Genomic DNA, 21,506 nt, shown 5'->3' with positions numbered 1-21,506 from the left:
TTTTCAAGTTAAAACCATTATCCTCTTAATTTTGTACAAACGATGATTTTGCGATAAAATAAAGTATCATTTAATTTTTGGAGGTTCATTATGTCTCGTTTATGGGTGTCCATATTGACATTAGTTATTTATGGTTTAGCACAATTTGGTGTTATTTTATTACATATGGCTGGCCTATTTAACAATCTAAGTAGCAAGGAACTTGTCTTTGCTAACATATACACACAAGTTGGTTTATTTATAATAGCTGCTATTTTAATAATTATAATCAATAACTTTATTTCTAATCCTACCCGATTAGAGCAACAAACAAAAGAAAAGAAACGTTACGTTATTGTTTGGGCAATTGTTGGTTATTTCGTTGTTATGATTTATCAGATACTTGCAGGCATGATTAATATGTACGTATTTGGTGCGCCTCAATCAAGTCCAAATACTGAACGACTGATGAAAGTTGCACAAGAAATACCCCTATTTATCATATTAATTTCAATTGTAGGACCAATACTTGAAGAGTTTGTTTTTAGAAAAGTTATTTTTGGTGAAATTTACAATTTAATTAATGCAAATAAAACGATAAAATTTTTAATTGCTGCCATTGTAAGTTCCATCATATTTAGTGCAGCACACGCAGATCCATCATTTTTTATAATTTATTTTGGTATGGGCTTCATTTTTGCTGCATTATACGTATATACCAAACGAATTTGGGTTCCTATCTTAGTGCACATGATGCAAAATGGATTTGTTGTCATCATACAAGTACTTATTGGACCAGAAAAGATAAAAGAGCTACAAGAATCAACATCATTCATATTTAATCTTTTATTTTTAATAATGTAAATATATAAAGGGAAGTACGTATGATTCATTTAGTACGTACTTCCCTTTTATTGTTTTTATTTTAATTTGTCATTCTTGCGTCTAACAAAGTAGCCAATAACCACACCAACAAAAATAATAAGCATTGCTGTGATTAAAGCAAATAAAGTTCTTTCAAATTTCATTTGAATCGTATCACTGGCTTCTTTATCTTTCGTATGTGTCATTTCTTCATCACTACTTGTATGATATTCATATTTACCTGTAGTATTTTTATTCTCTGGTTTTTTCAAATCTGGCATAGAACCAATATCACCAGTAATCAAAGCCAATACTTGTTTATCTAAATTTTTATAATAATCTCTTGATTTCAATGGATTAAAATATTGGAATTTAAAATAATTTGTATCTTTTTGTAATTCATTTAAAAATGCATTATCCGCGAAATTTTGTTTTTTTAAAACTGCGGAAATTTCACTATCAGAAACTTGTTCTTTATTACTACCTAATTGTTTAACTTGATTTAATACAAATGGATTGTATTTAAAAGAACCGGTTGTCATTTGATTAAATCGATTCATTAATTGGTGTTCATTCGATTCCCTATTTTGGTTATTTTCTGTTGTTTGATTCATAGACGGCTGATCTATATTATTCGAATTCGAGCTATTTTTCCCATTATTTGATTGACTATTTGAATCATTTTGCGTACTTGAGCGATGTGTTCTATTTACACTGTCACGATTATTTGTTTCTGTGCTCGATGCGTTGCCAGTCTCATTACTAGATTTATTTGAATTACTTGGTGTATAAGCGTTGCCACCTGAATTATTAGGTTTCTCTGGCTTTTCAGTAGTTCCATTGCCCTTGTTTGGCTGTTCTGGCTTTCCATTTCCTTCACCATGCTTATTGGGTTTTTGTGGTTTTCCTGATCCACCACCACTGCCATTTGGTTGTTGTGGTTCTTCGCTCCCTCCACCATCTTCATTTGAGTTGTCTGGCTCACCTGATCCGCCACCACTACCGCCTGAGTGGTTCGGTTCTTCGCTTCCTCCGCCATCTTCATTTGAGTTGTCTGGCTTACCTGATCCGCCACCACTACCGCCTGAGTGGTTCGGTTCTTTGCTCCCTCCACCATCTTCATTTGAGTTGTCTGGCTTACCTGATCCGCCACCACTACCGCCTGAGTAGTTCGGTTCTTTGCTCCCTCCACCTTGGTTATTGGAATCCTCTGAATCTCCTGATTCTCCATCACTGCCATTTTGATTATTTTGCTTATCTGGATCTTCTGTTGATTGTTTATCTTCTTTTCCATTTTGTTTATCTGGATCTTCGGCTGACTGTTTATCTTCTTTTCCATTTTGTTTATCTGGATCTTCGGCTGACTGTTTATCTTCTTTTCCATTTTGTTTATCTGGATCTTCGGCTGACTGTTTATCTTCTTTTTCGTTTTGTTTATTTGGATCTCCGGTTGATCGTTCTTCGTCATTCACTTCACTCGTGTTATCTGTTTGCTCAGTTGCTCTAGTTTGACTATCAGATACTTTTTGATTGCTAGGAAGTGACACATTATTAGAACGGTCTACATCACTGCTTTGATCATTTTTATTTGTATTTTCACTATTTTTAGTTAATACATCATTATCATCCTTAATAACTGATGAACTATTATTTTGCGCATTTTTATCTAATTCATTTTCTTGCTGTTCTATTGCTTGTGTCGGGTGCGCAACTATAGACGTACTTAAAGCAATAGCAAAACTTGATATCACAAATTTATGAGCATTATACCGCTTCACATCATCACCTCCATTAAAAAACAAATATATTTATGTACAGTATATAGAAAATACTATACTTTTTCATTAAAAGTTGGTTTTTGAAAGAAAATATTAATACTTTTGAAATTTTATGTAAAATCTATTTACAAATCAAGATATAATAATTATACTAGGTATATAAAATAAATTGACTTGAAGGAGATTTTTCACATGGGATTATTTACAAAAAATGCTTCAACATTAGAAACTTTTCAAAATGCAATTGAAACAAGACGTTCTATTTACAGTTTAGAAAAAGAAATTTCTATATCTGATAAAGAAGTTGAGGATATTATTGAACATGCCATTAAACATGTACCATCTTCATTTAACTCACAATCTACACGTATCGTTTTATTATTAAATGATAATCATGATAAATTTTGGGACATTACTAAAAGAGAACTTAAAAATGCAATGGGTCCAGATCGTGAATTCCAAGCAACTGCTGACAAAATTGATAACTTCAAACATTCGCACGGTACAATTCTTTATTTTGAAGACCAAGACGTTGTTGAAGGATTACAAAATCAAATGCCAAACTATGCTGAAAACTTTGCTGTTTGGTCAACTCAAACAAATGCAATGCACCAATTTGCTGTTTGGACAGCATTAGGAACAAAAGGTATCGGAGCATCTTTACAACATTATAACCCACTGGTAGATGTTGCAGTTACAGAGGCTTTCGATATTCCTAAAACTTGGAAACTTGTTGCACAAATGCCATTTGGTAACATTCGTGACGAAGCTGGAGAAAAAGCATTCCAAGATGTTAAAGATCGTTTCTTAGTTAGAAAATAATAAATTAACCTGCGATTCATCGTTTTCTATAAAATTAACGAGGTTCGGACATAGATGATATTGTCCAACCTCGTTTTTTTTATTAAATAAATTATTCAAACAGTGCTTATTTTGAGTTATCAGAATTTTTTTAGTATATTGGGACAAACAGCTTTTAAGGGGCGATTAATATGAATATAGAAATTTTTCAATTTAAAGTAGAACCAGCAAATACAGAATTAAATGAAGAAACAATTGCTACTTGGTTTTCTAACTATGTTACATCACAAACAGATGTCGTTGTATTACCTGAAATGTGGAATAACGGATATGCCCTACCACAACTTCAAGCATTATCTGATAGCCGATTGTCTCGTAGTTACGAGTTTATTTCTAAACTTGCAATAAAGTATCAGGTTGATGTTATTGCTGGATCTGTTTCAAATGCAAAAAGTAATGAAGTATATAATACTGCCTTTGCCGTTTCAAAATACGGAAAACTTTTAAATAACTACGATAAAGTACACTTAGTACCCATGTTGAATGAACCTAGCTTTTTAAATGCAGGTAATGCTGTGCCTGAGCCATTTAATTTATCGAATGGTGCGAGAGTCACACAAATCATTTGCTACGATTTACGTTTCCCCGAATTATTACGTTATCCAGCACGTAAAGATGCACAAATTGCTTTTTATGTTGCACAATGGCCATTAGTCAGATTAGATCATTGGATTGCGCTATTAAAAGCACGTGCTATTGAAAATGATATGTATGTCATTGGATGTAATGGATGTGGAGATGATGGTCAAACGGAATACGCAGGTAATTCTATCGTCATTAATCCTAATGGCGAAATATTGTCACAATTAGGTTATAAACCTGACCACATAACTTGCGAAATTGATTTGGAGGAAGTTGACAAGCAAAGAGACACTATTCCAGTGTTTAAAAATTTACGACCACATTTATATAAATAATAAAAAACCGTGAGCTTGGGAGGGACTCACGGTTTTTGTAACTTATTATTAAGGGAATGTTTTTACAGTTATTTCTCTATCTATTTTTGGGGATGTTATTAATTATGAAAAAATTTAGTGAATTTACCGATTTAAAATGATAAATTGAATGATGTTTACGATAGCTTACATGTTAAAACTTTAATTGTCTCTGTTATAGACAATGTTAAAATGATATTTGAATTGAGACTGGGAATGTTCTACAAATTCAAATTAGGGATTGCTTAATTTGCTTAAGCGCGTTGTGTACCTGAAAGTATTATTTTACGAAATCACTAATTACTGCTGAGAAATGGTTTGTCACTACATCAGCCTCCTCTTGTTTGTAATCAATTAATTGAAAAAACGAGTACTAATTGTGTAACTATAACAACTATACGAAGAAAGTACAGTTACAAAGATTAGTGTGTTCATTAGACCCCTGCTCAAAAGTCTAACCAACTTCATCATTCAAACAAAAATTTCAAACAAAATTTGATTAAATGATTTGTAAAATGTAATCACTTCTTTGTGATACAAGTACATTTAACCATGATTTTTCTACTTAGAGTTAAAAATTCCCTAACTCGACAAAATTCGTGCCTAAATGTTTTTAAAAATATGATAAAATTAGTCAGATAAGATTTTCAAACAGTTAGGAATTCAAAATATACAGTTAAGCAATAAGACGCATAAAACTTAATTACAATTGTATAATACGAGTAAGGAGAGAAACCAACATGGTAAAATTTATAGATGCTAAAATAGACAATTTTGCTAAACAACTGCAACAACGAAATAACTTGGACCGTATTGAATATTTAAAGATGCGTTTAGGTATGCAAGTTGTCGTAAATAATTTCTTTAAAACAATTGTTATTTATGGTGTTTCACTCCTTTGCCATATGTTTTTATACACACTAACTGTTCATTTAACATTTTTTTTTATTAGACACTTTGCGCATGGCGCACACGCTAAGAATTCTTTACTTTGTTATATACAAAGTGTAATTTATTTTGTTTTACTACCTTGGATAGTCGGGTATGTACAAGTGTCATCTTTAATTATGTATACTTTAGCACTAGTTGGATTAATCATAATTAGTATATATGCACCTTCTGCTACTAAAAAGCAACCTATACCTGAACGACTAAGAAGAGGCAAAAAAATTAAAGCAATATGTTTAACATTAATCTTTTTATTAATTTCGCTCTTTTTAAATGAGCCCTACCAGCAATTAATGTTATTAGGTATTGTGATTATATCTATTTTGCAGTTCCCGATATTTTTCCCTAAGGAGGATTATTAATAATGAATGTTATAAAATCTATTTCAAAATCTATTTCAAAATCTATTTCAAATTATTTCGCTAAAGTCTTTGCTTCTATAGGTTCAATATCTACTATCAATCCTTGTTTTGGTTATACTGATGAATCTGAAATTCCAAAAGAATTAACAGATCTTTACGAATAATAGTTATGTAGAAAGTGTGTATAATATGGCAGTTTTTTATTCTTTGTTTTTCTCATTATTACAAGCAATTATTATATTTTACAATATGAAACTTATTAGCGGCATCCGCTATACTAAAAGGGATTTTATTTCAATTATTGGAATAATAATCCCTTCAACCATTTTGTTTTTTATTTTTTCTTCTGCATCTGTTATATTTTTATTTTTTACAAGTACAATTCTTATGTATTATAAAAACAAATTTATAGGAGTTGTTACTTCATTAATCTGTTTTTTCATTTTATACATGGCTAACTTTACAAGTTTATGGTTAAGTAGTGTGATTGTAAATGCAATTGGTATTGATAGTGTTTATATGCTATTTGTAGCTATTTCATTCACTATATTCTCCATAATTTACGCTTATATAGCAAAATTCTTTATTAAACAATTATCAGTTTCAGACTTATCGTTAAATAAAATATATTTAACATTAGTTAGCCTATTTTTATTAACTATCTTAGGTCTAATTTACTTTTATTTACCTAATAGAGAGATGTCTTTTGGTGATGCAAAATTCATTTCAATTATGTATGCAGTTGTCATTATCACCACTGCTATTCTTATCATTACAATTTCTTTTAGCATTATTCGCCAAATACAATACAAACGTAATATGCAAGAAATTGAGAATTATTATAAATACACATTACAAATTGAAAAAATTAACCATGAGATGCGCAAATTCAGACATGACTATGTCAACATCTTATCTACTTTATCTGATTTTATTAGAGAAGAAGATATGGATGGACTTAGAAAGTATTTTCGATCTGAAATACTTCCAATGCAAGATAGCATGCAAATGAATGCAATTAAAATCAATGGTCTTGAGAACTTACATATTCGAGAAATTAAAGGACTGCTAACAACAAAGATATTACAAGCACAAGAAAAAAGTATCCGTATCAGTATAGAGGTACCTGACCCAATTGAAAAAATTGAAATGCCAACGATTAATTTAAGTAGAATTATTGGTATTATACTGGATAATGCGATAGAAGCTTCAGAAAAAATTGAAGATGACCCATTGATACGTATCGCGTTTATTAAAAACGAAGATGATTCTGTTATGTTCATCGTTATGAATAAATGCGAACCAAATATGCCAAAAGTTCATACCCTTTTCCAAGAAAACTTTTCTACAAAAGGAAAGAATCGTGGTCTCGGTTTATCTACTCTGAAGGAATTGACGGATTCCACAACAAATGTTTTATTAGATACAACCATTGATAATAACTACTTTATCCAAAAGGTAGAAATTTTAAATTCTGATTCATAAGGATGTGTAACTATGAAAATATTCATTTGTGAAGATGATGAAAGACAACGTGAGCACATGGTTTCTATTATTAATAACTACATCATGATTGAAGAAAAGCCAATGGAAATCGAAGTTGCCACTGCTGATCCTTATGACATCTTAGAACGCTCTAAGAACCTCAATGATATTGGGTGTTATTTTTTAGATATTCAGCTTGAAGCTGATATTAATGGTATCAAACTTGCTAGTGAGATTCGTAAACATGATCCTGTAGGTAATATCATCTTTGTTACAAGTCACAGTGAGTTAACTTACCTAACATTTGTCTATAAGGTAGCCGCGATGGATTTCATTTTTAAAGATGATCCAGATGAATTAAAATCAAGAATTATTGACTGTCTTGAAACTTCAGAATCAAGATTGAAGCTTCTTTCAAAAGAAAGTAGTGTTGAAACAATTGAATTAAAACGTGGAAGTAATTCGATTTATGTCCAATATGATGATGTTATGTTCTTTGAATCATCTACTAAATCGCATCGATTGATTGCACATCTTGATAATCGTCAAATTGAGTTTTATGGCAATTTAAAAGAATTAGATCAACTTGATGAGCGATTTTTCAGATGTCATAATAGCTTTGTCGTCAATAGACACAATATAGATTCTATTGACTCTAAGTCACGTGTTGTCTATTTTAAAAATAATGAACATTGCTATGCATCTGTTAGAAATGTCAAAAAAATATAATATACATAAAAAAGCCAAACCAATAGTCATTACTGACAAATGGTTTGGCTTTCTTTTTTGATTGCTTCAACAATTCCTATTTAATATTTAATGCTTCTTTCACTTTGTCTAGTGAAGGGATACTTTCTATTGCACCGTATTGCGTCGTGACGATAGCAGCAACATAATTACTAAATTCTAGGATAGCATGCCCCTCATTCTTCAGTAACTGGATTATATCTCGCTCATTACTATCCAATAATCTACTAATCACCGCACCAATAAATGCATCACCAGCACCTGTCGTATCAATCGCCTTTACTTTATAGCCTTGCTCAACAATTGTTGTTCCATCCTTTAAGTAAATTGCAGCACCTTCTGCACCTTTGGTATAAATAACCGCTTGGACATGTCCTTGAAATAGCCATTGAATTGCTTGGTTCTCATCTTCATATCCTGTCACAAATGACAGTTCTTCATCGGAAATTTTGATGATATCTGCAAAAGGTACAAACGCTTGAATTGCTGATTTACAATCCGCTTCACTATCCCATAACGGTAAACGCACATTAGGATCAAATACAACTGTCCCATTAGCATGTCTAACTTTTTCAATTAGGGCTTTATGGGCCATTTTCATCGGACTATCTACGAGGTCTACTGAACAAAAGTGTAGTATATCTTGTTCCGTTACTTCTATTTGACTCACTTGTTCTTCATTATATAGCATATCTGCTGAAGGCTTACGATAAAATGAAAAATCCCTTTCTCCCTCTTTAGTTAAACTTACAAATGCGAGCGCAGTATTCGCTTCAGATGAACGTTTCAAATATTGCGTACCGACACCCAAATCTTCTAATGTTTCTACGATAAGATCACCGAAAGCATCTTCTCCTAATTGGGTAATCATTTCTGCCTGACCACCTAATTTTGTCGTAGTACAAGCAACATTACAAGGTGCCCCACCAACTTGTCTCGAAAATCCTTCTACATCTTTGAGTTTAGAATCTGTTGTATTAGGTATAAAATCAATTAGTGCTTCACCTATTGCGAGTAGACGTCTCATTGTGTATCACCTTTCAAATCATATTTTGTAAATCGTAAGTATACTTGTCCTGATTCTGTTGATGTTTTAATGCCAGTTGCATCTTCTCCAGAAAATATTCTAGAGGACATCACTCGTTCTCCATCGTTACAGAAAATTTCAATACTTGAAGTATCTACATATAACTGTAACTGCGATAAAGGTGTATCTAAATAAGTACTACGAGACGTACCTTCTACAGGATTAGGCAATGGTCCACTTTCACTTCTATCAAATGTTAATTTTTGTTCTTTAGTATTATACGTAATTAGCGACGTCTCCGTTTTACTCGTTCTCACTTCAAAGTATACTTCTGTTGCTTCATTTTCCAAAATATCAATAATTAATTCAAACTGTTTACCTTCATATGGATGTAACTGTTTCGTAAATTTATTAGCATATCCCAAAGCAGTTTCTTCATTTGAACGTAACTTTTCTAGTGCTTTAATCGGACGTTGTTTTAAATTACCTTCCTCTACTGTAAGTACACGTGGAATAGTTAAACAATGTGCCCATCCGTCTTCATCAGTTGGATAATTAATTTCTGGTAAGCCCATCCAACCAATGAGTATACGCTGTCCTTGTTCATCTAAAAATGTTTGTGGCGCATAAAAATCAAATCCATGATCTAACTCATGAAAATCACCATGATTCATAGTTAATTGATTCATATCATATTGTCCCATGATGTAGCCTGATTGATAAATATTTCTAAACTGATCCCCTTCAGCGTCAATACCTTGTGGACAGAATAATAACATATCATATCCATTTAAATTGAAATAATCTGGACATTCCCACATAAAACCAAAATCATCTAAATTTGTTTGTATTTCACCTTGGAATTCCCAATTAACAATATCTGAGGATCGATATTGTAAAATACGACCTTGCTTGTCAATATTTTGTGCAGCAATTACAGCATAATATGTACCATCTTTTTCATAAACTTTCGGGTCTCTAAAGTGTTGCGTGTAACCAAAAGGTGGTGCTGAAATGACAGGCTTTGGAAATTTTTTTATTTCTCCATTCTTTGTCATTTTTGCTATCTGTTGGGTAGAAATTCGATGCCAATCTTCATCGCGATGATTCGCAGTATACATATAATATAAATGCTGGTTATATTCAAATGCACTACCACTATATACACCATGACTATCGTCGTTTGTATCTGGTTTGAGTGTTGGTCCTACTGCATTAAAATGAATAAGATCTTTACTCGTATATGTATACCAATATTTTAGTCCATGCACTGGTCCTAATGGGAACCACTGATGTGATATATAATAATTACCATTAAAATATATCAATCCATTTGGATCATTAAGTAAACCTGATTTAGGTTGTATATGAAAAGTTTGTCTGTATTTAGATTGATTAACACGTTCTGTTAATTCAGCTAAATATTGTTGATCTGCGTCTTCATATTTTTGATAACGTGCTTCCTTTGTCCACTCTACCATTTCGAGCTTCCTCCTAGTTTCAAGTAATTCATTGTCATTTTTGGTACCGGTTCCATTTATTCATATTTATAATATCATGTTTCGTTTAATTTTTAAACGAATGGTCAATTTCAATAGTGATTTGTTTTTCTACGTCTTTATGTTGTATTAATTGATTTAATTTTTCCATAGCAACTTCTCCTGCATAATCAAAAGCATATCTCACCGTATGTATAGATGGCGAAACAATTTTTGTAACTGGATCTCCACCAAAACCAACGATATATTTAGACATATGATGTTCCGAATTATATTTATGAACAGCTAAAGCTATCGAATCAGTCGCCCCTACGATGGCATCAAAATGTGGATATTTTTGTAATACGCTAGCTACGTCTGGTTTGGCTTCTTGATAGTTAAAAGATGTTATCGAAATACTGGGCTCAATACCATGAACTTTAAGTCCATCGATAAATCCTTGCTTTCTATAGATACCTACAGCCGTATCTGTCTCCGTAACACCAAAGAATTGAATATCCTTATAGCCCTGTTTTCCCAGTGTATCTCCAACAAGATAACCAGCTTGATAATCATCGTGAACAATACAATGTAATTGTTCATGAGTTTGACCAACAATGATCACAGGTACATTGATTTTATGAATCACTTCTAAATGTTTATCTGTAATATCTGTGGCCATAAAGATAATCCCGTCCACTTTACTTCTGTAAAAAGTCTCTAGTGCATCTAGTTCTAAATCTGAATTCAAATTGGTGTAATTAAGCAATAGCCTATAATTTTGTTTATCGCATATCGTTTTAACACCTTTAATCGTTTCATCAACTGCAAACGAATTCATTCTTGGTATGATAGCGCCTATCATATTTGTACGATGTGCTCTTAAGCTTTGTGCGAATTGATTCGGCTGATAATCATGTTCTTGTATGATTTTATCTAATTTTTCTTTTGTTTTCATACTTACCGAGCCATCATTTAAATATCTAGAAACTGTACTTTTAGAGACACCGGCTAGTTTTGCTATATCATCAATATTTTTCATAGTTTCTCACTCTCATTACTTCACTATTATGAACAATATCAATTCTATCATAATGGAATCGCTTTAAATACTATTTAAATTAAAAACCAATTTGCTTCAATCAAGGTATACTACCTTAGATTAAACAAATTGGTTTAATGTATATTTAAGCTTTTTGAATTGTAATCGTCCATGAAGCATCGTCTAATTGTTCGTAATTCGTTACGGGGTAACCTTGCTCTGCTGCCCAGTTAGGTAATGCTTCTGTTGCTTGTGTACAATCGAAGTCAATTTTTAATTCTTCACCATTGTCTAATGTATTCATTTTCTTTTGTGCTTCTATTAATGGAAATGGACAAACCATTCCAACTGTACCTAATTCATGTACCATATCGTATTACCTCCATTTTAATTATGATGTTTGCGTTTGTGATGAAACTTTCGTGTTTGAAGTTTGGCTTTGTGCTTTTTTCATTGGTCTAATAAATACAAAATAACTCATTGTCCATGCGCCTAATATCATTGAAGCAAGTGCAATCCAGCCTTTCCATGACATTGTCGCTGTCTCAACTAAACCATTCCCTATAGAGCAACCACCTGCTACAGATGCACCAAATCCCATTAACACACCGCCTATAATACTATTGCGTATTGTTTTTTTATCCGGTAATCTCCATTTAAACTCTTTAGCACCTTTAGCCGCAATATAAGAGCCAAAGAATATACCTAGAACCAGGAAGACACCCCAGTCCAATAATTTCAAGTCACCCGTTACAAAAAATTGTACCAAGTTTGCAGAAGGTGTTGTAATACCTAAACCATACATTCTACCAGTTGATTCACTCACCGGCCATGCGAGCAATGCGATAAGTCCTACTGCGATTGCTGCCACAAATGGGTGGTATTTTTTCTCAAATAAATAATGACGTATACCTGTGAATTTTTGCTTTAGTTTAGGTACTGCAAATTTTGGTTTACGTAATGTTTTTACTACGAAGAATAAAGTGATTACTATGAGTACAATTACGAAAACCCAGGTTGGAATACCTGTTGTTTGTGACATACTCGTATTTACATTAGTAGGTTTATTTAAACCGTTCATTAATGGTAGTAATAAACCAAATTTTGTTGCGGCGGAAGTAAATGCATAAGCAATTAACGCCATCCAACTACCGATTAGTCCTTCACCAGCTCTATACCATGTTCCTGTAGCACAGCCACCTGCCATAATAATACCTAATCCAAAAATAAATGATCCAATCACTGTACCAATGATAGGATATGTTGACTCTGGTATTTCAACTAATCTTGTTGAAGTTAATAGCAATAAGCCAATACTTTGTACAGAAATCGCAATTAATAAGGCGTAAAACATTTTGTTACTCTTTTGAATATACATATCCCTGAATCCACCAGCTAGACAAAATCGTGTTCGCTGCATAACAAACCCCAATAGAGCGCCTACGACCAGTCCACTGATAATTAACCATGTCATATCATAACCTCTTTCCCGATAAAATCAATAAGATTAATAATATTAGATTTCGTATAAAATTTCAACCTTACAGTTTCACGAAAATTTATTTTAAAAATCAGCTGGCTTTTAAAATAATTAACAACTCGAAGACAAATAAAAAACTAGCTTTCCATAAATACTTTGTCCACATGGTTATCACATGCCGTATTTATCAAAAACTAGTTCATTACATTTTATTTATGACTATAATTCTTCATAAAGAATAATAAAGATTGCAGTTCTATACCCAAATCAATGTGATGTACTTGTACATCGGATGGCGTTTGTACACGACTAGGCGTAAAGTTCAATATACCTTTAACGCCTGCTTTCACTAATGTATCAGCAACCTTCTGAGCCGCTTCCTCAGGCGTTGTCAGAATAACGACATCTATCTGTTCATGCGATAGTATGTCTGTAATTTTTTCAAATGGACTAACTGTCACTTTCCCTATTTGTGTACCAATGACCTCTTCTCGAATATCAAATGCTTCTGTTATTGTCATTTCATCATGTATTGAGAAGTTATATGTTAATAATGCTTTACCTAAGTTCCCTACACCTACAATTGCAATCTTAATTTCATCGTTTTCGCTTATTTCGTTTTTAAAAAAATGTAATAAGCTATCTATATTATAGCCGTAGCCCTTTTTACCTAATTCACCAAAATATGAAAAATCCCTACGTATCGTTGCAGAATCAATGTTTAAGCCTTCACTAATTGCTTTTGAATTAACTCTGTCTATACCTTTTGATTTTAATGTATTGACGAATCTATAATATAACGGTAAACGTTTCAATGTAGCACGAGGAATCTTTTCGCTTTGATTAGCCAAGATCATGTCCCCCTATTTCAATGTCTAATACTGTATAATCTTATAATCACTACAACATTATACATGAATGCATCATAAAAATAAACAATGATAGTTTTAACCACAGCGTGAATACTGTAGAATGATAATTGAATAGAGAGGTGCAAATCGGATGATATTATTACAACTTAATGATTTAACAAAGTCATTCGACGGTGAAGATATTTTTAACAATGTGGATTTCGAAGTCAAAACGGGCGAACGTATTGGAATTGTCGGACGTAATGGAGCTGGAAAATCAACATTAATGAAAATAATCGCTGGCGTCGAAGGGTATGATAGTGGTTATGTATCTAAAAGTAAAAATTTAAAACTTGGTTACTTAACACAACAAATGACCTTAGACACAAATCAAACTGTATTTGAAGAAATGTCTAAGCCATTTGAAGCAATGAAAAAATTAGAACTAGAAATGAAAAAAGAAACGGATTGGCTTGCACAACATGCCAATGAATACGATACAGAAGCATATAAAATACATATTGATCGTTATGAGTCATTATCAAACACATTTGAAAAACAAGATGGCTATCAATATGAAAGTAAAATTAAAACGGTGCTACATGGCTTAAACTTCACTGAATCAGATTTTAATAGACCCATTAATGATTTTAGTGGTGGTCAAAAGACCCGACTATCTTTAGCGCAAATGTTACTAAGTGAACCAGATTTATTATTACTCGATGAGCCTACCAACCATTTAGACATGGAAACAACTCAATGGCTAGAAAGTTATTTGAATTATTTTAACGGGGCCATTGTAATCATCAGTCACGATAGATACTTCTTAGATAAAATTGTCACTCAAATATATGATGTAGCACTCGGTGATGTACAACACTATGTAGGAAACTATGCACAATTCATAGAACAACGAGATAAGTATTACGAAAAGCGCATGCAAGCCTATGAAAGTCAACAAGCTGAAATCAAACGCTTAGAAACATTCGTAGAAAAAAACATTGCGCGTGCCTCTACGACTGGGATGGCAAAAAGTCGTCGCAAAAAGTTAGATAAAATCGATCGCATTAATAAACCTATGATTGATGCTAAAAGTACAAATATTCAATTTGATTTCGACCGTAATACAGGTAATGACGTATTCCATATAAAAAATCTAGAGATTGGGTACAATACACCTATTACAAAAGGGATTAACATCGAAGTTACAAAGGGTGATCATATCGCTATTATTGGCCCGAATGGTATAGGTAAATCAACTTTAATTAAAACCATCGCTGGTCTACATGATCAATTAGGCGGCGAAGTCACAACGGGTGCCAATTTAAAAATAGGTTACTATGATCAAAAGCAAGCTGAATTTAAATCAAATAAAACGATCTTAGATTATTTATGGGATCAATACCCTACTATGAATGAAAAAGATATCAGAGCTGTTTTAGGTCGTTTCCTATTCGTTCAAGAAGATGTAAAAAAAATTATTAATGATTTATCTGGTGGAGAAAAAGCACGACTGCAACTCGCTTTATTAATGTTAGAACGTAATAATGTACTCATATTAGATGAGCCTACCAACCATCTAGATATTGATTCTAAAGAGATGTTAGAACAAGCTTTGGATAATTTTAAGGGCACAATTCTTTTTGTTTCACATGACCGTTATTTCATTAATCAACTAGCTAATAAAGTATATGATTTAAATTATGACGGTGGCACGATGTATTTAGGTGATTATCAATACTTCATTGAAAAAGTAGAAGAGCAAGCAGCAATACAAGCGAAAAAAGACTCAGAGAATCCTACTTCACTTGAAATAGAAGCATCAACAACTAATTCTTATATTGATCAGAAAGCTCAGAAACGTAAACAACGTCAAATCGAACGCCAAATTGAAACTTGTGAAGCGGATATTGAGCAATTTGAAGCGCAAATTAATGAAATCAATGAGCAGCTCACATTACCTGATGTATATTCAACCCCTGAAAAAGCGAATGATTTAGCAATATCCAAACAACATACCGAACAAAAATTAGAACAGGTTATGTCTGAATGGGCAGAATTACAAGAAAAGTTAATTTAAACGCTCATCCTATTAAAAAATGAAAGTAGAATTTTCTACTTTCATTTTTTTATTTCATGATTCATCACCAAAACTATTCACACAAAAAAACTTATGATAAAAGCTATCCACAAAGTTATCCTAGTTATCCACAAGTAAAATGTAATGTTTATTTCTATATAAAATTCAGAATTCAATCCCTATCCACACCATTTGCACCGACTTATCCACAAGTTGTGCACTATTTGTTGATAAGTACGCACGTTCCCTATTGACATCATTTTCGTCTCATGTAGTCATAGACAAATCTAGTTTGTGAAACAAATGAGACAATGTCATAATGAATAAGTACAAATTTAAGTTATTGAAAGGAAGTTTTGTAACTATGCCTGCAATTTTATGGTTTATTATTGCATTGATATTAGCCTCCCTATTATTAACGATCATCATGCCTATCATTGAAAATAAAAAATTAATGACAAAGATAAAAATGTTATGGTCAGCACAACGACCATTAGAATCATTCATTAGACCAAATCATAATTATAGTTATCAATTCGATACATATAAGCATAAGCATGATAGCGATGAACTACTCGATGATAAAACCTGGTCCGATTTAAATTTAGATAGTGTGTTCCAAAATATGAATTTTAATTTTACAGCAATTGGTGAAATGAGACTTTTTGCTACATTAAGACAGATGTTTGAAGTAAATAATCAGTCACTCATACATCACTTTAAATCGGATAGTCATTTTAGAAATCAACTGTCATTGCACTTAGCACAAATCGGAAAATCTATTTATCCAATTTTTCCTGATCAAATTGCATTTATAAAACGAAATCACTTCTATATGATTTGTACATATATCCCTATTGTAGGTTTACTTTTATCTTTCATATCACCAAGTGTTGGAATCCCATTAACCATCATTGCTTGTATTTATAATATGATTTTGAGTGGTTTCTTAAAACGGACATTTGAGCAAGATTTAAATTCAATGTTCTATACATCTAATGTTATTAAAAAAGCATATGCAATCCAGCAACTTGAACAAACACCTAGTTTAGATGTTAATTTCAAACATTTTACGACAGCACGTCGTTTTAGTGGATTACTCGGGCGCGTGAATACGAATGATGAAACTTCAATTTTCTCAATGCTTTTTAAATTAATATTTATGTTGGATTACCATTTGTTCCATTTAATTCAAAATAGTTTTAAAACATACGAAGATGAAGTAATGGCCTGTTATGATTATGTAGCAAGTATCGATAATCATTATGCCGTTGCTTTATGGCAAGAAACATTAGATGACTATACCATACCTGAACCATCACAGAATGACTCGATTATATTTGAAAATTTAACCCATCCGCTCATCTCTGATGCAGTACCTAATTCCTTAACGGTAGATCAACATATTTTATTAACTGGTTCTAATGCTTCAGGCAAATCAACATTTATGAAAGCCGTCGCTTTGAATATTGTGTTATCTCAAACAATTCATACTGCAACAGCGCATAAATTTATTTACAAACCAGGGCTTGTTTATACTTCAATGGTTAATCAAGATGATATTTTATCTGGAGATAGTTACTTCATGAGTGAAGTTAAATCGATTAAACGCCTTTTCGATATTCAATCACATAAAAAGATATATGTATTTATTGATGAAATTTTCAAGGGCACCAATACAACGGAACGGATTGCAGCATCAGAATCCGTATTAACTTATTTAAATCATTTACAATCTTTTAGAATCATTGCAGCTACACACGATATTGAGTTATCCACTTTATTAGAAGATACTTATTCAAATTATCATTTTAATGAATCCATCACAGATAATGAAATCTCTTTTGATTTTAAAATTAAAGCAGGCAAAGCTGATACCAGAAATGCGATTGAATTATTACGCATAATGGAATTTCCAAATCATGTTTACCATCGTGCTAAAGCTAAAGCAAATCATAATAATTAAAAATAGGAGCATATCATGTAATCAAAAATCACTTTGATTACATGATATGCTCCATTACTTAAAAAACACTTATTGAATATTAAGCGTATTTTATAATTTGATATACGACATGCGCCGCACTCCTGGCTACCTTAGTAAAACTTATTTCTGCTTATTCTGCATTAATCATCCATGTAATACCGAATGGATCGTTGAACATACCATAAAATTCAGACCATTCCGTAGCACCTAATGGCATCGTCACTTCACAACCAGCTTCAACAGCTTTATCAAAAAATGCTTGAGCAGCTGCTTTATCCGCTTCATTACTATGGTCAAAAGTAAATGTCACGATGGCACCACTATTATCAATCTTTTTATTTTTCCACGTGTCACTACAATAAAATCTTTCTCCAAGTATTTCAAAAGATGCATTCATCGTAAAATCTGGAGGTACTTGAAATTCTTCAGGCATATCATTAAACATCTCATTGTCTCCGCTAACACGTTGAATATTTGTTGCTCCTAAATGTTTTTCATAAAAATTTAATGCTGCTAAGCTATTTTGAAAATTGAAATATTGTACAGCTTTCATTTTATTTCTCCTCCTTTAAAAATCTTCATCTCAAAAAATTTTATGTTGTTCAATTAATCTAAAATACCTATACCCTTATTTCATTTGTTTAAATTTAACTTACTAACAAAAAAACTGAGATATAAATATCTCAGTTCTTTTATTATTTTATGATTCAATTGAACATTGTTCAATATCCATATGATTATAACCATTTAATGCCATATCTGCAGTCACACCAGCTTTAAATAAATAATAACCTGCAGCGCCTATCATTGCTGCATTATCTGTACATAGTTTAGGACTAGGTATGGATAAATTGATGTCATTTGACTCACATGCGGATGATAAATGCGCTCTTAATCCTTTATTACTTGCAACGCCACCAGCTACTATAAGTTGATTCACGTTATAATTTTTACATGCCGCTATTGTTTTACCAACCAATACTTCAACGACACTATTTTGAAAACTTGTAGCTACGTTTGCTTCATTTATTGCTTCACCTTTTTGGCGTAAGTTATGCAATTTATTAATTACTGCACTTTTTAAACCACTAAAGCTAAAATCATAACTGTTTTTATCTAACCATACTCTAGGGAAATCGTAACTATCCTCACCATGAGCCGCTAAATTATCTACTTGAGGTCCCCCCGGATAACTTAATCCAATGGTTCTCGCTACTTTATCATACGCCTCACCAACAGCGTCATCTCGCGTTTCACCGATCACTTCAAAGCTCAAATGATTTTTCATATAAACTAATTCAGTATGTCCCCCTGAAACAATCAGTGCGATTAAAGGGAACTGTAATGGCTTTTCTAGATGATTCGCATAAACATGACCAGCAATATGATGAACTGGAATTAATGGTTTATCATAAGCAAATGCAAGTGCTTTTGCAGCATTAATCCCTACCAATAATGCACCTATCAAGCCAGGTCCTTGTGTTACAGCCACTGCATCAATATCATTCATTGTAGTATTGGCACTGTTTAATGCCTCATCAATGGTTGTCGTAATCCCTTCAACATGATGTCTGCTTGCTACCTCAGGGACAACACCGCCAAATCGTTTATGACTCTCAATTTGACTTAATACGATATTACTAAGTATGTTTTTTCCATTTTCAATAATGCTAACACTTGTTTCATCACAGCTTGATTCTATCGCTAATATCAATGTTGTTTCACTCATTTAAATTCACCCACATCACTATTGCATCCTCACCTTCACCATAATAATTTTTACGTTTTCCTCCATATTGAAAACCTAAATTCGTATACACATGTTGTGCTACATCGTTATCAACTCGTACTTCTAAACTCATCACGTCACATTTTGTCTGCACGTAATTCATAGCATACTTAAGCAATAACTGTCCTAACCCGTATCCTCTATATGTTTCATCAATGGCAATTGTGGTAATTTGTGCTTGATCTATAACTAACCAAATTCCGATATAACCAATAATTTTTTCATTAAATTCTATAACAAAATAATGAGCAAATTCATTTTGCTCTACTTCGTGATAAAATGCATCAATTGACCAACTACTATCATTAAAACTATTTCTTTCAATATCAAATACTTGTGGCACATCATTTAAACCCATTAAACGAATATTTAATTCTTGTTCTGTTGGTCTAACCAATTTCTCTCTGCCTCTGATATTTTAATATAGTTGGGTTTGAATTGATGAATTTCAGTTGGATGATCAATCAGTGCTTTCATTTCTTTTGCTTTTGGCAAATTAGGTATGCAGTCATGGTTTAATAAATCAGCTAATTTTTCTGTATCTGCCCCTACAAATTTAAAATGTTCACCTTGTTTATATAGCAATTCCTTTAACATTGTAATCGAAAGATACTGATCTTCAATCAATTGTACTAAATGTCCATTTTGATACTGATATACACCTGAATAAACTGCTTCTCGTCTTGCGTCAAAGACAGGTACAATTAAAATGTTTTCTTCCTTTACTGTAGCTGCTAAGGCTTTTAATGAGGACACACCGTATAACTTCGTATTAAGTGCATATGCCAATGTCTTAGCTACAGTCACACCTATTCTTAAGCCAGTATAAGATCCTGGACCTTCCGCAACAATAATTGCATCAAGTTCCTTTTTATCTAATTGACTTTCTTCTAATATATTAGCAATTGCTGGCATCAATTGAACAGAATGGTTCTTTTTTTCATTTGTATTAAATTCACTTAGTACTTTATCATCTTGCATAATAGCAACAGATAAAGGCTGATTAGATGTATCAATCAGTAGATAATTCACGCAAAATCGACTCCTTAATATCTATATAATGCTTTCCAATAGCGTTGAATTCTATGGTTCTTTCTGTAGGGCTTATAGCTTTAATATCTAGTGTTAGTGACGTTTCAGGAAGGTATTCTGAAATAAATTGACTCCACTCTATTAATACAATCGCTTGATCTTCAAAATATTCATCAAAGCCTAAATCTTCTTCCGTATTTTCTAATCTATAGCAATCCATATGGTGTAATTTCAGATGACTACCTTGATAAGATTTTATGATATTAAAAGTAGGAGAATTAATATTTCTCTTCACGCCCAATGCTTTGCCTATAAACTGACTTAACGTTGTCTTACCCGCACCTAAATCACCATTTAACAAAATCACATCACCAGCGGATAAATATTTTGTTAAAATGCCAGCAAATGTTTCCATATCTTCTAAATTTTTAATTTTTATCATTGGCCTCTCCTTTTTAAAGCAACTTCACAATTTATTGTGAATAGTTGCTTTTATGCATGAGCTTCAGCTCAAGTATTCCTCTAATATGATTTGGTTAGCGACATTTATGCATGAGCTTCAGCTCAGTTATTCCTTCATTAAATTTATTGTGCGTAGCTGATTTTCTTATTTAATATGAGCTAGCTTATGAATAGCCTTGTCATTTACTAACGGTTTTATATATATCTTAAAATTAACTACTCTAGTTTAACAAATTTTTCCATATAATACTTCAAAGTGAAACAAGTTCCTTTAATTTTGAAATATTTGAATTGACAGAAAAATACAAAAAGTTATTGA

General features: G+C 32.3%; 21 protein-coding genes. 9 read left to right on the top strand and 12 right to left on the bottom strand.

Annotation, left to right across the window (positions count from 1 at the left end; genetic code table 11):
• Positions 1-90: 90 nt before the first annotated feature.
• Positions 91-843, top strand: a complete 753-nt coding sequence (gene mroQ / locus SSP_RS04210) for an intramembrane glutamic endopeptidase MroQ (protein WP_002482788.1) — start codon at positions 91-93, stop codon at positions 841-843.
• A gap of 56 nt (positions 844-899) precedes the next feature.
• On the opposite strand, the gene SSP_RS04205 is transcribed toward mroQ, so the two are convergent.
• Positions 900-2,621: an SdrH family protein gene (locus SSP_RS04205; protein ID WP_011302731.1), complete on the bottom strand. Its 1,722-nt coding sequence runs from the start codon at positions 2,619-2,621 to the stop codon at positions 900-902.
• Positions 2,622-2,813: 192 nt separating this feature from the next.
• On the opposite strand from SSP_RS04205, the gene SSP_RS04200 reads away from it, so the two are divergent.
• The 6 genes from SSP_RS04200 (at position 2,814) to agrA (ending at position 7,941) form a co-directional block, all read left to right on the top strand.
• Positions 2,814-3,443: a nitroreductase family protein gene (locus SSP_RS04200; RefSeq protein ID WP_002482786.1), complete on the top strand. Its 630-nt coding sequence runs from the start codon at positions 2,814-2,816 to the stop codon at positions 3,441-3,443.
• A 170-nt stretch (positions 3,444-3,613) separates the two neighbouring features.
• On the top strand, positions 3,614-4,399 hold the full coding sequence (locus tag SSP_RS04195) for a carbon-nitrogen family hydrolase (RefSeq protein WP_011302730.1): 786 nt from the start codon (positions 3,614-3,616) through the stop codon (positions 4,397-4,399).
• Between the two features lie 758 nt (positions 4,400-5,157).
• On the top strand, positions 5,158-5,727 hold the full coding sequence (locus SSP_RS04190; RefSeq protein WP_011302729.1) for an accessory gene regulator AgrB: 570 nt from the start codon (positions 5,158-5,160) through the stop codon (positions 5,725-5,727).
• A 2-nt stretch (positions 5,728-5,729) separates the two neighbouring features.
• Positions 5,730-5,891, top strand: a complete 162-nt coding sequence (agrD, locus tag SSP_RS04185; protein WP_002482783.1) for a cyclic lactone autoinducer peptide AgrD — start codon at positions 5,730-5,732, stop codon at positions 5,889-5,891.
• Between the two features lie 25 nt (positions 5,892-5,916).
• Positions 5,917-7,212, top strand: a complete 1,296-nt coding sequence (agrC, locus tag SSP_RS04180) for a quorum-sensing sensor histidine kinase AgrC (protein WP_011302728.1) — start codon at positions 5,917-5,919, stop codon at positions 7,210-7,212.
• A gap of 12 nt (positions 7,213-7,224) precedes the next feature.
• Positions 7,225-7,941: a quorum-sensing response regulator AgrA gene (gene agrA, locus SSP_RS04175; RefSeq protein ID WP_002482781.1), complete on the top strand. Its 717-nt coding sequence runs from the start codon at positions 7,225-7,227 to the stop codon at positions 7,939-7,941.
• A gap of 76 nt (positions 7,942-8,017) precedes the next feature.
• On the opposite strand, the gene SSP_RS04170 is transcribed toward agrA, so the two are convergent.
• The 6 genes from SSP_RS04170 to SSP_RS04145 all read right to left on the bottom strand — a co-directional run bounded on the left by SSP_RS04170 (position 8,018) and on the right by SSP_RS04145 (position 13,843).
• Complete coding sequence (locus SSP_RS04170) at positions 8,018-8,986, bottom strand: carbohydrate kinase family protein (RefSeq protein ID WP_011302727.1); 969 nt, start codon at positions 8,984-8,986, stop codon at positions 8,018-8,020.
• Complete coding sequence (locus SSP_RS04165; RefSeq protein WP_011302726.1) at positions 8,983-10,467, bottom strand: sucrose-6-phosphate hydrolase; 1,485 nt, start codon at positions 10,465-10,467, stop codon at positions 8,983-8,985. The genes SSP_RS04170 and SSP_RS04165 overlap by 4 nt, the downstream gene beginning before the upstream one ends.
• An 85-nt stretch (positions 10,468-10,552) precedes the next feature.
• Positions 10,553-11,506, bottom strand: a complete 954-nt coding sequence (locus SSP_RS04160; RefSeq protein ID WP_011302725.1) for a LacI family DNA-binding transcriptional regulator — start codon at positions 11,504-11,506, stop codon at positions 10,553-10,555.
• Positions 11,507-11,651: 145 nt separating this feature from the next.
• A complete protein-coding gene (locus SSP_RS04155) occupies positions 11,652-11,876 on the bottom strand; it encodes a sulfurtransferase TusA family protein (protein WP_002482777.1) in 225 nt (74 codons plus the stop codon).
• Between the two features lie 21 nt (positions 11,877-11,897).
• Positions 11,898-12,980: a YeeE/YedE family protein gene (locus tag SSP_RS04150; RefSeq protein WP_011302724.1), complete on the bottom strand. Its 1,083-nt coding sequence runs from the start codon at positions 12,978-12,980 to the stop codon at positions 11,898-11,900.
• A 215-nt stretch (positions 12,981-13,195) separates the two neighbouring features.
• Positions 13,196-13,843, bottom strand: a complete 648-nt coding sequence (locus tag SSP_RS04145; protein WP_002482775.1) for a redox-sensing transcriptional repressor Rex — start codon at positions 13,841-13,843, stop codon at positions 13,196-13,198.
• A 145-nt stretch (positions 13,844-13,988) separates the two neighbouring features.
• Here SSP_RS04145 and abc-f point away from each other — a divergent pair, with 145 nt between their 5' ends.
• Together abc-f and SSP_RS04135 are read left to right on the top strand one after the other, a co-directional pair.
• Positions 13,989-15,917 (top strand): ribosomal protection-like ABC-F family protein, encoded by a 1,929-nt coding sequence (gene abc-f, locus SSP_RS04140; protein ID WP_011302722.1) that lies wholly within the window; start codon positions 13,989-13,991, stop codon positions 15,915-15,917.
• A gap of 364 nt (positions 15,918-16,281) precedes the next feature.
• Positions 16,282-17,883: a MutS-related protein gene (locus tag SSP_RS04135; RefSeq protein ID WP_041784785.1), complete on the top strand. Its 1,602-nt coding sequence runs from the start codon at positions 16,282-16,284 to the stop codon at positions 17,881-17,883.
• A 151-nt stretch (positions 17,884-18,034) separates the two neighbouring features.
• On the opposite strand, the gene SSP_RS04130 is transcribed toward SSP_RS04135, so the two are convergent.
• From SSP_RS04130 to tsaE, 5 genes are all read right to left on the bottom strand, one after another.
• The gene (locus SSP_RS04130) at positions 18,035-18,457 is read right to left on the bottom strand and encodes a VOC family protein (RefSeq protein WP_011302720.1); all 423 of its coding nucleotides are present in this window, start codon (positions 18,455-18,457) and stop codon (positions 18,035-18,037) included.
• Between the two features lie 147 nt (positions 18,458-18,604).
• Positions 18,605-19,633, bottom strand: a complete 1,029-nt coding sequence (gene tsaD / locus SSP_RS04125) for a tRNA (adenosine(37)-N6)-threonylcarbamoyltransferase complex transferase subunit TsaD (RefSeq protein WP_011302719.1) — start codon at positions 19,631-19,633, stop codon at positions 18,605-18,607.
• Positions 19,626-20,090, bottom strand: a complete 465-nt coding sequence (gene rimI / locus SSP_RS04120) for a ribosomal protein S18-alanine N-acetyltransferase (RefSeq protein ID WP_002482770.1) — start codon at positions 20,088-20,090, stop codon at positions 19,626-19,628. The genes tsaD and rimI overlap by 8 nt, the downstream gene beginning before the upstream one ends.
• A complete protein-coding gene (tsaB, locus tag SSP_RS04115) occupies positions 20,063-20,725 on the bottom strand; it encodes a tRNA (adenosine(37)-N6)-threonylcarbamoyltransferase complex dimerization subunit type 1 TsaB (protein ID WP_011302718.1) in 663 nt (220 codons plus the stop codon). The genes rimI and tsaB overlap by 28 nt, the downstream gene beginning before the upstream one ends.
• Positions 20,706-21,167 carry a tRNA (adenosine(37)-N6)-threonylcarbamoyltransferase complex ATPase subunit type 1 TsaE gene (gene tsaE / locus SSP_RS04110; protein WP_011302717.1) on the bottom strand — a complete coding sequence of 154 codons (462 nt, stop codon included), beginning with the start codon at positions 21,165-21,167 and terminating at the stop codon, positions 20,706-20,708. The genes tsaB and tsaE overlap by 20 nt, the downstream gene beginning before the upstream one ends.
• Between the last annotated feature and the right edge of the window lie 339 nt (positions 21,168-21,506).

Origin of the sequence: Staphylococcus saprophyticus subsp. saprophyticus ATCC 15305 = NCTC 7292, assembly GCF_000010125.1 — a bacterium.
Classification (GTDB): Bacteria; Bacillota; Bacilli; order Staphylococcales; family Staphylococcaceae; genus Staphylococcus; species Staphylococcus saprophyticus.
The sequence above is the reverse complement of the archived record's forward strand: the minus strand, read 5'-3'. Positions and strand labels throughout refer to the sequence as shown.